Origin of the sequence: Ferrimonas sediminicola (genome assembly GCF_005116715.1) — a bacterium.
Classification (GTDB): Bacteria; Pseudomonadota; Gammaproteobacteria; order Enterobacterales; family Shewanellaceae; genus Ferrimonas; species Ferrimonas sediminicola.
The window spans coordinates 1-12,618 of the sequence record NZ_SWCI01000024.1; the positions used below are offsets into that span (position 1 = coordinate 1).

The following is a 12,618-nucleotide window of genomic DNA, read 5'->3' on the forward strand; positions in this document are numbered from 1 at the left end:
ATTACATTGTGAGCTATTACAGCAATCACAGACCCCACCAATACAACGGTGGACTGACTCCGAATGAATCAGAACGACAGTTCTGGTTTGCTCATAAAACCGTGGCCAGTTTTACTTGACCACTACAGATCTGGTAGAACTCCTGCAATATCGTTTTATGGAACCGCTCACAGATGCCATTGGTCTGCGGCGAACGAGCCTTGGTCTTGGTGTGCTCAATGTCATTGATGGCCAGGTACAACTGGTAATCGTGTTGCTCTGCCTTCCCGCAGTACTCAGTGCCCCGGTCGGTCAAAATCCGCAGCATCGGTAGACCATGTTCGGCAAACAGCGGCAGCACCTTATCATTGAGCAGGTCAGCTGCTGTGATAGGCGTTTTGGTGGTGTACAGCTTGGCGCAGGCCACCTTGGAGTAGGTATCAACGAAGGTTTGCTGGTAAACCCGGCCAACGCCCTTGAGCGTGCCGACGTAGAAGGTATCTTGCGACCCCAGGTAGCCAGGATGATGCGTTTCTATCTCACCACAGGCTTCATCATCGTGCTGCTTGCGCTCAAGTGCTGTCACCTGAGCTTCGGTTAGAACAATTCCCTCCTCAGCCACCTTGGCTTCAAGCGCCTTCAGACGCAGCTTGAAGTTCTCCAACTGATGCCTGAGCCAAATGCTTCTGATACCACTTGCTGAGACAAATACGCCTCGTTTACGGAGTTCGTTACTGACCCGGACTTGCCCATGGGCAGGCTGCTCAATGGCGTACTCCACCACAGTCTGTTCAACGACCTCATCCACTCGATTTTTGATGTTTGGTTTGCGGCGTGATTTATCGATGAGTGCTTCTACACCACCGTTCTCCATGGCGGATTTGTAGCGATAGAAGGTGTCTCGAGACAGACCCATTACTTTGCAGGCCTTGGATACGTTGCCCAGCTCTTCCGCTAAATTCAGCAAACCGAGCTTGTGTTTGATGATGCGTTGGTTACTCTGAATCATGAGGGTTACCTTTTGCTTTGTTGAATGTTTGGTCACAATCAATCAAAGTTGGTAACCCTCAGTTTTTCAAACCGAAGTGTCAGGTGAAATCTGAACTAACCCACAGAAGGCGAAGCCGGTTAGTAACCGCTTCGCCTTTTTTGTGAATCACAATCCATCACCAAGCCAATTCAGCCATCACATGCACAGCCTTTAGACTTGGTGCAGGTGTAAGTCTTCTTAATGCAACTGTCCCCGCAAGCCTTGCCCTTTTTGCAAATCTTACAGCACTTTTGGGCCACAATGAGCCGTTTACCAAAATCCCCTTTTGACCCAAAATTAATCTCAGTCAATGGCTGCAAATATGACAAATGCGTCGATGATTGCTGTCGCTCGGTGTTTTGCCCTTCATTGGCGTAAACAAGTTGGGTTGACCACACAAAGACTAATAGCGAAATCCACTTACCCAATGTACTCATAGCTATACTCCTTTATCACTGCTCTTATTAAGTCCAATCCATTTGGCTGTAACGGGCAATTTCTCCTACCACTCTCTCAGCAACAAACGACTCTTAAGCCCAGCCGTTTGCAATCCTAAGGCCTCATAGACAGATTCAAACTCCCGGCAGCCGGAAGGCAAGCTGGCCAGTGATAGCTGTGCTTGAGCAAAGAACTGATTGCGCTCTCCGTCCTCAGCGAAAGCCGCTTCCCACCATTCAAGTACTCTTGAACGTGACTGGCTCAAGCGTTTTGAATTAGGCAGTTTGTCGGATTTGCTGGTGTTCTCTCTGGCCGTTGCGGGCAGCAGATTCCAGCGATCGTTGTTAGGCCAATGGGCAAAGGGAAGGCAGTGATCGACGTGGGCGCTCTGTGGCGTCATCGACTGACCACTCCAGACGCTCTTCAGCGGGTATCCCGCTTGATGCAGAGACACCATCTTGTCCCGTATGGCACTCGTATCGTGTTTCGCATCCACCCATTTCAGGTGCTCATAGTAATCACCCAGAGTGACCGGGTTTTCGGTGCGTAACTCTTGCTCTTGGTTGCACTTGTAGCGGCGCATCTCTCTGACCCACTCCTGAGTCACCAGTGGCTCAATCCAGCTGTGGTAGACCCGCAAGCAGTCCCACAGACTCTCCTCCAGCGTGAAGTTTCCGTAGCTGGCGAAGTACTCGTTATCGAGCAGTACCGCCCCCTGGCCTCGATAGATGCACCGCTCCACGGCAAATAGGGGCTGGGCGCGATCGCCTCGATAAGTGAAGGTGACCGGTCCCTCCTTGATGGTTTTCAGTACGTCCTGAAAGGCCAACTTTAGGATTTCCGCTTCTTCCTCGTTGAGAATGGCCCCCACCATCAAATCGTCCGGACCGAGATTGCACTGTGTCAATGCATGCCAGCCCTTTTTGATAAAACCAAGCCTGGCGTTGGTCATGGGGTGCTGATGCAGGCCGCCGATGTTACACAAGCGCATAAACTGGCGAGCCCAGTACAGCGCCACCAACCCTGCAGGAATGGCCACCTTACCATCGCTACGATCGAGGACACAGCCCGGGTGTGCATCGGCAATTCGAAGGAGGGTCCTTAGTAGAGCCAGCTTGTAGGTGGCCGATTTGCTGTCGTTGAGGATCACATGGCGAATGGTCGCCAGATTGTCACTGCCATCCTTGGGCTTGCTTAGGACCACGGTCTGCCAACTCACTTGGCTGCGGCCCAACTCATCGCACGTTTTATCAGTAGCCTTCTTCAGTACCAGCCCATGGTGTCTTGAGAGTTTTTCCAACTCCTCTACTGAGACAGGATAACCGACGCGGGAATCATTAAACTTGCCATGGCGCAGGGAGATAATCAGGTGCCCGCCTGACTTGAGTAGGTTAGCCATCTTACGAAAGGCTCGGGAACGCTCAGAGGGGGCAATGTGCGTCCACACCGCGCTGGCCAGAATGAGATCGAACCGCATCCCTAACCCAGTGACCTCAGTAAATCCTGGCAGGGTGTCGCTGATCCAGTTGACCGCCAACTCTCTGGTATTGAACTCACCAAAGGTTTTAAGAGCCTTGGTTGGCTCCACCGCCACAACCTGCGCACCTCGCTCAGCCAGCCATTTGGCGTCTCGGCCGCTGCCTGCTCCAATGTCTAACGCAAACAGGCCTTGGCAATTCTTGTCCGGCCAGAATCTTTGCCACGCCTTATGAACCTGCCTGAACGACAATGCGTTATAGGTTTTGACCAGTTCATCGGCATGAGTTTCGTAAAACTCGGCAGTTGAGGCATCCATTCCTTGAGATCCGAAAAAGAGCACGGGTGAGTCACCCCACCAATCTACGGCATTTAGCACCATCACCCAGTGACTTACAGCAAATATAAGCGCACAAATTCAACCTAGATGCAGCAACACCTTGTTACCACCGGGACGCACACCGACGCACAACCGCGACTAGGCTAAAAGGGTGACGTCACCCTTAGCGTTCCTCGCACTCAGAATCCCCCCGGTCCCTTGTGGCCGGGTCTTTTTATGCCCCAGTCCCTTCCACCTTATCTCCGTCACTGGCAGTGTCACAGCCTCCTGGCTGGCGCCGACTCGATCCCCCGTGCCCCGTCGATTCCGAAGCTCTTTCAGCCTTTGATCCCCTTCAAGGTTTTCCTCTGGCCCTACCCTGTCGTTTTGAAAAAGCGGTTCTCAGATTGATGACGGAAGATCTCATTATGAAAACACTATCCCTTTACTATCAATAATTTAATCAGCAGCCATTCGCTGGCACAGCTTCTGCAGTAACTCCGATGTGAATCGACACAAACAACATCACACCCCTTCAGGAGCTAATAATGAAAAAACACGTAACTCGCAGAAACTTCCTCAAGATGACCGGCGCGGCCACCGCCACCTCCGGCCTGGCCCTGGCCGGGCTGGCCAACGCCAAAGAGGGCAGCGCCCTGCCCGCCAACTGGGATGAAACCTTCGACGTCATCGTCATCGGCAGCGGCTTCGCCGGCCTGTCGGCGGCCATCGAGGCCAAGAACGCCGGCGCCAGCGTGGTAGTGCTAGAGAAGATGCCGGTTCCCGGCGGCAACTCCATCATCAACGGTGGCGGCATGGCCGTGGTGGGCAGCGACATCCAGAGCGCCCACGGCGTGAAGGACTCGGTAGAGACCATGCTGGCCGACATGTACCAGGCGGGCCTGGGCCTGAACTACCCGGAACAGGCACGGATGGTGGCCGAACGCTCCAACGACGCCTTCGAGTGGTGCCGCGACTACCTGGGGGTGAAGTTCAAGGATACCCTGGCCCATTTCGGCGGCCACTCAGTGCCCCGTACCCACACCACCACCATCCAGTCCGGCGCCGGCTTTGTGCAGCCGATGCTGGCCAAGTGTGAAGCTCTGGGCGTACCGATGCAGAAGAAGATCTACGTCAAGCGGCTGATCATGGACGATACCGACAGGGTGGTGGGCCTGGAGGTGATCCGCAACTACCGCCAGGGCAAGGAGGACTCCAAAAAGGTGCGCTTCCTCAAGGCCAACAAGGCGGTGGTGGTCGCCTCCGGCGGCTTTGCCGCCGACGTGGCCTACCGCAGCACCCAGGATCCCCGCCTGACCGAGGAGCTGGCCACCACCAATCACAAGGGCGCCACCTCCGAGTGCCTGAAGGAGCTGATCCGCCTGGGCGCCAACCCGGTGCAGCTCTCCTGGATCCAGCTGGGCCCCTGGGCCTCCCCCGATGAGAAGGGCTTCGGTCTGGCGCCAATCTTCGCCGCCTATGCCGCCTACCCCCACGGGCTGATGGTCGACCCGCGTACCGGCAAGCGTTTCGTCAACGAGTTGGCCGACCGCAAGGTCCGGGCCGACGCCATCATCAAGACCGGCCATCCCGCCATCTGCCTGTGCGACGCCGCGGGGACCAAGCCCGCCGCCCACGTGATGGGCAAGCTGCTGGAGCGCCAGGTGGTGCGCAAGTTCGACAGCCTCCAGGAGCTGGCCGCCTTCTACCAGATCCCCGGCGACGAGCTGCTGGCCCAGGTGGGGCGCTACAACCGGTTCGTGACCGAGGGTAAGGATACCGAGTTCGATAAGCCCCTGAGCATGGGCCAACAGCCCATCAGCGACGGCCCCTTCTACGCCGCCCGCTTCTGGCCCAAGGCCCACCACACCATGGGCGGAGTCGAGATCGACACCGAGGCCAGGGTGCTGGACATTAGCACCCACCAGCCCATCGCCGGCCTGTTTGCCGCCGGGGAGATCACCGGCGGCACCCACGGCGCCTGCCGCCTCGGCACCGTGGCCATTCCCGACTGCATCGTCTTTGGCCGCATCGCCGGCAGGAACGCCGCCAACGCCTAAGCGCCCCTGGGCTTGCCCGGGCCTTCCGGGCAAGCCAGCCCCTTTTGGAGAGAAATGATGAAACACACCACATCGTTCGTTGGCCTGAGCGCCAGCCTGCTGCCCCTGCTGTGTGCCGGCTTCCATGCCCAGGCGCTGGAGTTCGACGTCAACGACACCCAGGTCACCCTAGGCGGCTACGCCAAGCTGACCGCCATCTACGACCATGACGGCACCATTACCGCGCCGTTCAACGGCCACCTGTACAGCGTCTACTCCACCCCCATCGACGGCAGCCCCAACGCCGACCGCAGCGACCTGCAGATGACCGCGAGGGAGAGCCGGGTGTTCCTGAAGACCCGCTCCGACACCCACTACGGCAAGCTCACCTCCCACATTGAGGGGGACTTCTTTGCCGACATCGACGCCGACAGCCCCACCTGGTCCAACAGCAACGGCTTTCGCATCCGCCACGCCTACGTAAAACTGCAGAACGGCCAGCACTCGCTGCTGACCGGCCAGACCTGGTCCAACTTCATGGATCTGGCGGGCAGCCTGCCCTCCATGGATTTCTCCACCGACCCGGGCAACAGCTTCGTGCGTCAGCCCCAGGTCCGCTACCAGTACGATCTGCGCCCCGGCCACTATGTCGCCGTCAGCCTGGAAAACCCCACCCTGGGGATGTGTCAGGCCGGACCAGCCACCCTGGTCAACTGCGGCAACCTCTCCGATGACAAACTGCCGGACACCGTCATCAAGTACTTCTACGCCAACAAGCGGGTCACCCTCTCTCCCCGGGCACTGATCCGCCGCTTCGAGCTCGATGGCCAGTCCGAGATGGGCTATGGCCTGGCGGTCAACGGCACCCTGAAGTTCGGCAACGGCCACAAGGCGGTGCTCGGCCTGATGGTGGGCGACGGCATCGGCCGCTACGCCGGCCTGGGGTTCAACGCCGGCGCCGGCATCTCTGCCGACCACACCACGGAAACCGTCAAGTACAAGAGCATCATGGGGGGCATCAACCTGGCGCTGAGCGACAATCTGCTGTGGAGCATCGGCGCCGGTTACTCCGAACAGGACGAGGAGGGGTTTGAACAGGGGGTGCTGACCGGCGCCGCCAACCACGAGGCGTTTTCCTGGCACAGCAACCTCTACTGGAACATCGACAGCAACCTGCAGTATGCCCTGGGGGTGATGTCGGGCGAGGTTGAAAACATGGCCGGTCAGAAGGGGGACATGACCCGCTTCCAGACCTACATCAAGTACAGCTTCTAAGACGGGGGAACATCATGATCAGACTGTCCGCGCTCGCCCTGGGGATGATGGTGGCCATGACCGGGGCCCAGGTGACCGCCGCCAACGCCATCAAGCCGCATCACCAGGAGGCGGGGCTCAATTGCAAGAGTTGCCACCAGTCGGCCCCGTTTGAGCCGGTGGGGATGGAGCAGTGCCTGAACTGCCACGCCCTGCCGGAGCAAAAGAGTGACTACCACGGCGCCCCCGACAAACACGACTCCCCCCACTACGGGGTAAAACTGGAGTGCGAAAACTGCCACTTTGAGCATGAGGAGTCGGAAAACTACTGCGCCAATTGCCACGACTTTGAATTCAACGTGCCCTAGCCCATGGCACCATAATCATTTTGCATCCTGGGCCGGACGTTGAGGTTTCCGGCCTTTTTTTGTGCCTTTAGGTTATGAGGGAGAAAAAAGATACCAACCCATAAAAACTTTAATTTCCTTCATCTTTCCAACTAATCAAGGATAATTCCCCCTGCCGATTCGGCGCAAACAAAATACCCTTTCTCGACCCGTCCATCACTTTCCCACCTCAGGAGATACAGCTTGTCGTCCCCGCGCCGTAAGCCCTATGGCAACCTTCACAGTTTATGCAGCAATCGCAACCGCAGGCCGTCATTTCGCCACCGGATCACAGGAAATTCCCTCGCTTCTCGCTACATTGGTCCCACCCCTAATAGATGGTCAACACTATCGTGAATACCTCGCAACTGGATCTCAGAGAGCTACTGTCATTTCGTCCCCAGGGGGGCTCAATGAGCTTCCTCGGACAACGGGTATTGCTCAGCGATATTCTGTCCCACGGCGCTCATAAGCTGGAACTGATCAATTCCTTAGGAGTGGAAACCACCCGAACCATCATCACCCGTGCCGGTTTCGCCCGGGGCTGGCTCACCGGGGAGCGCCTCAAGCGCCACTTTCCCGAAGCCTGGGCCGATGCCAAGCAGGGGCAATTGGGACCGATGATCTGTTCCATGTACGGCTTTGGCGAGGTACTGAGCAGTAAGCGCACCGATGGCAAAGATGGCAAGCCTCTGGTGGAGAGCTTCTTTACCGGCAGCTACGAAGCTGAGCAGCACCTGCGTATCTTCGGCCAAGCCAAGGAGGTCGCCTGCTGGGAAAACATTGGCTTCGCCAGCGGTTATGTCTCCAACGTGGAGGGGCAAACCGTCTACTTCATCGAGCAGGAGTGCCAGGCCAAGGGGGATGCCCACTGCCACCTAGTGGGCAGGTATGTGGAGGAGTGGGGCGGCGAGATAACCCCTTTCCTGAAATACTTCAACGGCATGACCGCAGAGAGCATTCGTGAACAGCTGTACGATGTACTGAAGTGGGACGGTGAGCTGCTGCTGCGCAGCGCCCCGGTGGTGACCCCCGCCATCCCCAACCGCACCCTGGACAAAGCCCTGCCGATCTCCAACAGCCCGTCGATGAACAGCCTGATCGACATGGCACAGAGCGTGGCCAAGGTGTCCTCCTCCATTCTGGTCACCGGAGAGAGCGGGGTCGGCAAAGACAAGCTGGTGCAGCTGATCCACCGGGAATCGAAACGCAGCGATAGGCCCCTGGTGGCCATCAACTGTGGCGCACTCACCGAAAGCCTGATCGAGGGGGAACTGTTCGGCTATGTGAAGGGCGCCTACACCGGCGCCGACCACACCAAGACCGGCCTCATCGAGGCAGCCCATGGCGGCACCCTGTTCCTCGATGAAATAGGCGACCTGCCCCTGTCGATGCAGGTGAAGCTGCTCAGGGTGCTGCAGGAGCGCGAAGTCCGAAAGGTCGGCGATACCCAGGCGGTGCCGGTAGACATCCGGCTGATCTCTGCCACCAACAAGGATCTGGAGAGGGAAGTGGAGGCCGGTCGCTTCCGCCGGGACCTCTACTACCGGCTCAAGGTGATTGAGATCCAGATTCCGCCGCTGCGCGAGCGAACCGAGGATATCCTGCCGCTCAGCCGCTTCTACCTGGCCAGGTTCAACGAGGAGATGGAGCGGGAGTTCACCGGCTTTCACCATAAGACCGCTGACCTGCTGCTCAGCTACCCCTGGCCCGGTAACGTGCGCGAGCTGGTGAACGCCATCGAACGCTGCGTGGTGCTGGGCAAGCACACCCAGATCATGCCCGAGGATCTTCCCGAGGAGATCGCCCAAACCGAGTGCAAGCCCTCGACCATCCATGGCATACGTGCGCTGCACGACATCGAGCGTGACCACATCCTGTCTTCACTAAAAAAACTCAATAACAACAAAACTCTGACCGCCGAACAGCTGGGCATGAGCCTGGCGACCCTCTATCGCAAGCTCAAAGAGTACGACAGCGAGTAGATTCGGCTGAGAGACCCGCTGGCTGAATGGGTGTCGCTCTCCTATAACTTAATTAGGATCACTGAAGGAGAGCCATCCATGAGCCATGGGGAAAAAGCCGGTGACCGAGAGCGCCGGGAGAAGGATCGTCGCAGCCATATGGAGCGCCGCGGCGAAGTTCGTTTCGAAGATGAGAAGGGCGATCGCCGCCACCTGACCGGTCGACGCACCGAAGACCGAATCACCTCAAAAATTATTGCCTGAGCAGTGACAAAGAAAGGCACTGTTATGCAGTGCCTTTCCCTGTTTGTAAGGTCCACTTGTCCCTAGTTGCAGCGCCACCGTCCCTAGGTTGCGCGGTTTCCTGCCTATACTCCTTATCTCCCCGATGACCGGGGTAAATCCCCAGCGACAGGAGTTTGCTATGAAACCAGCGCATCCACGAACGAATAAGCTAACGCTGACGGCAACACTGCTTTCCCTCACATTCAGCGCCACCCTGCTTGCCGAAGGCAACGAGATGCTGCTTCCGGCCGTCGGCAGCCAGGCGATCATCGACGCCCAGCTGAACGGCAACAAGATTCGTATCTCAGGAACCGGCCTGCACACCCTGCCCGAACTTCCCGGCAGCATCACCATCGACCTGAACCCGGGCGAAACCATTGAGCGGGTGCTGCTCTACTGGCAGGTGTTTGACGAGGACACCGCCTACGATGTCGATATCGACGTGGAGCGCATGGGCGACGGTTTCGCCAACATGGTCACCGGCCAGGTGATCGGCGAGTACGTTGAGGGCTTCGGCGGCTCGCCCGACCTGGCGTTCTACAACGCCTACAGCGCCACCATTCGTGCCGACATCACCGATCTCAACCTGATTCAACCTGGCAGCAACACCCTGCTGATCTCCGGCCTGGACCAGATCGCCCTGCCCGATCCCAACTTCGGCGACGACGGCCGTAACGGTGCCGGCATCCTGCTGATCTACTCGGACGATTCCGGTGACGGCGTGCAACTGCTCGACGGCCACGACGCCGCCTGGTGGGAGCGCAACTACCCGGGCACCGCCAAGTTCTCCGAGACCCTGGGCTCCACTGTGCCGGTGCGCTTCCAGTTTGAGCCGGCGGGGGTTGAGCGCTTCGCCGCCCTGTCGATGTTCATCGCCAGCGTCGAGGGCAGCGGCCAGACCGGCAGCGACCGTCCCTCGGTGGTGGTGATACGCCCAGGAGACGATCCGGCCGATGAGATCCGCGACGCCGATGCGCTGACGAGCAACCGCGGCGACGAGTGGGACGACTACCTGAAGATGGTGCCCATCCCTGCCGGGGCCGACCACGTCGAGGTGGAGATCCTGTCACAGACCGACCCCTATGTGGATCCCCTGACCGTGCTCAACCCGGACGGCTCCAAGAGCATCGATCCGGCCTCCTTCGTCTGGCTGGCCGCGGGACTGTCGACCCCTCAACCGGTGGAGAGCGCCTGTGAATGCCGACCCAAACAGCTGACCTTCACCTATGTCGGTGGCAGCTGTGCCGCCTCAGATAACGACCAGGGCGAAGAGTTTAAGTGCCTGGGCAATTTGAACTTCGCCGAACCGGTCAACGTCACTACCTTCAACCACAAGTTCGATCTGGAGACCATGCAGCGAGACATCATGGTAACCACCCCGACGGTGTCCCTGGGTGGCGCCGTCACCGTGATCGCCGATGGCAGAGGCGGCCGCGCCGGTCGGCTGCCACCACAGACCAAGCTGATTCTGCAGGTCAACGGCACCATGCAGACCCTGGATATCCACACCTCCTGCTCACTGCCGCTGAATACCGGCGACCAGTTTGGCCCGCTGGTGCTGCAGAGCTTTGTCCAGGGCGACCAGTGCGGTCGCGACTGACGGCCCCGGCGGCGCCCATCCAGGGCGCCGCCCAACTTTCCGAGATGCAGACAATCGCCCCTCCACCATTGAGAGATGGCTGCTGTATGCCAAGCCGCCCGGCGCCACGGCTACACTGACTGTCAGGCCTTCAGGGATAGGAGGGCCGCAGCTGACAAGGAGGTCTTATGAAGCGCCACTCTCTGGCCCTGGCCCTGGGGCTGGCCGTCGCCTTTGGTCACTACCCCTTTTGCGCCGGCGCCCAGGAACCCAACCTGATGCTGGCCAATGACTACCACGCCCAGCTGGATCTCAGCCGGTACCTGATGAGCGAGAAGCTCGATGGTGTCCGCGCCTACTGGACCGGCAGCCAGCTGCTGAGCCGCAGCGGCAACGTCATCCAGGCTCCGGGCTGGTTCGTGGAGAGCCTGCCGGCCGAGGCGCTGGACGGGGAGCTGTGGATAGGCCGGGGTCAGTTCGAATCCCTGCTCTCGGTGGTCAGGGATCAGGTGCCGGATGAACAGGGCTGGCGGCAGGTGCAGTTTCAGCTGTTCGACCTGCCGGGCTCAGCCCTGCCCTTCTGGCAACGCTACCGGCAACTTCAGGCCCTCACCCGGAGCATTGGCCAGCCCCACATCAGGGTGATTGCCCAGCGGCCGATTCTCAATGAGTCCGAGCTGCGGGCCGCCTTGGCCCGGATCAGCCAGGCCGGTGGCGAAGGAGTGATGCTGCACCATAGGGACCAGCCCTATCTGCCCGGGCGCAGCGACAACTTGGTCAAGTACAAGCTCCACGCCGACGCCGAGGCCGTAGTGATAAGCCATCAACCAGGCAGAGGCAAATACACCGGGATGATGGGCTCGATAGTAGTGGAAACTGCCGATGGCGTGAGGTTTCGCATCGGCTCCGGATTCAGCGATGCCGACCGCCGAAATCCACCGGCCATCGGCTCGGTGATCACCTTCAGGTACAACGGCCATACCGAGCGCGGCATTCCGCGCTTCGCCCGCTACCTGCGCCCGCATCCGATGTTGTAGCGGATAAGTCGTTCAACGGGCTCCTGACCTAAGGCAAGGCGCACAGTGACCGATATGCCCGCGAATGCGGGTAACCAGAGGCTTTGCTTGGCCCGAGTACAAAGACGCTGGCTCCTGGCGTTCGCCAGGAAGACGATGGTGCGCGTGGATAGTGAAGTGCTTCGTTGCCACTGCCGCCGGGTGTGTATCGACAACCACACCGACACGTTCGGCACGCGCAGTGCCAGTTCATGCCTGTTCGGCTTCCCCAAGCACCGTCATGCCGGCGCACGCCGGTATCCAGGGTCTTTTTCAAGCATGAGCACAAAGCCACTGGGCACCGGCCTTCGCCGGGGTAACGATGGTGCGTAAGGGACGGGGAGCTCTTCGTTGCCACTGCCGCCGGGTGTGTATCGACAACCACACCGACACGTTCGGCACGCGCAGTGCCAGTTCATGCCTGTTCGGCTTCTCCAAGCACCGCCATGCCCGCGAATGCGGGTATCCAGTGACTTTGCTTGGCCCGAGTACAAAGACGCTGGCTCCTGGCGTGCGCCAGGAAGACGATGGTGCGTGTGGATAGTGAAGTGCTTCGTTGCCACTGCCGCCGGGTGTGTATCGACAACCACACCGACACGTTCGGCACGCTCCGTTCCAGTTCATGCCTGTTCGGCTTCTCCAAGCACAGTCATGCCCGCGAATGAGGGTATCCAGTGGCTTTGCTTGGCCCGAGTACAAAGACGCTGGCTCCTGGCGTGCGCCAGGAAGACGATGGTGCGTGTGGATAGTGAAGTGCTTCGTTGCCACTGCCGCCGGGTGTGTATCGACAACCACACCGACACGTTCGGCACGC

At 59.1% G+C, this 12,618-nt stretch carries 8 protein-coding genes and 1 pseudogene; 7 read left to right on the forward strand and 2 right to left on the reverse strand.

Going from position 1 to position 12,618, the window contains the following annotated elements; genetic code table 11:
* Positions 1-127: 127 nt before the first annotated feature.
* Both FCL40_RS18170 and FCL40_RS18175 read right to left on the reverse strand, forming a co-directional pair.
* Positions 128-988: pseudogene (locus tag FCL40_RS18170) on the reverse strand (IS481 family transposase); the annotation flags it as partial.
* Positions 989-1,511: 523 nt separating this feature from the next.
* A complete protein-coding gene (locus FCL40_RS18175; RefSeq protein WP_136854692.1) occupies positions 1,512-3,242 on the reverse strand; it encodes a class I SAM-dependent methyltransferase in 1,731 nt (576 codons plus the stop codon).
* A 548-nt stretch (positions 3,243-3,790) separates the two neighbouring features.
* Here FCL40_RS18175 and FCL40_RS18180 point away from each other — a divergent pair.
* From FCL40_RS18180 to FCL40_RS18205, 7 genes are all read left to right on the forward strand, one after another.
* Entirely contained in the window at positions 3,791-5,302 is a 1,512-nt protein-coding gene (locus FCL40_RS18180) for a flavocytochrome c (protein ID WP_136854693.1), read from the forward strand.
* A 57-nt stretch (positions 5,303-5,359) separates the two neighbouring features.
* Complete coding sequence (locus tag FCL40_RS18185; protein WP_169307179.1) at positions 5,360-6,556, forward strand: DcaP family trimeric outer membrane transporter; 1,197 nt, start codon at positions 5,360-5,362, stop codon at positions 6,554-6,556.
* A 14-nt stretch (positions 6,557-6,570) separates the two neighbouring features.
* A complete protein-coding gene (locus FCL40_RS18190; protein WP_136854695.1) occupies positions 6,571-6,903 on the forward strand; it encodes a cytochrome c3 family protein in 333 nt (110 codons plus the stop codon).
* 371 nt (positions 6,904-7,274) lie between these two features.
* On the forward strand, positions 7,275-8,906 hold the full coding sequence (locus FCL40_RS18195; protein WP_136854696.1) for a sigma-54-dependent Fis family transcriptional regulator: 1,632 nt from the start codon (positions 7,275-7,277) through the stop codon (positions 8,904-8,906).
* A gap of 78 nt (positions 8,907-8,984) precedes the next feature.
* Positions 8,985-9,149 (forward strand): hypothetical protein, encoded by a 165-nt coding sequence (locus FCL40_RS18630; RefSeq protein ID WP_169307180.1) that lies wholly within the window; start codon positions 8,985-8,987, stop codon positions 9,147-9,149.
* A gap of 160 nt (positions 9,150-9,309) precedes the next feature.
* A complete protein-coding gene (locus FCL40_RS18200) occupies positions 9,310-10,770 on the forward strand; it encodes a DUF7467 domain-containing protein (protein WP_136854697.1) in 1,461 nt (486 codons plus the stop codon).
* A 167-nt stretch (positions 10,771-10,937) separates the two neighbouring features.
* Positions 10,938-11,786, forward strand: a complete 849-nt coding sequence (locus FCL40_RS18205) for a DNA ligase (protein WP_136854698.1) — start codon at positions 10,938-10,940, stop codon at positions 11,784-11,786.
* Positions 11,787-12,618: the final 832 nt, after the last annotated feature.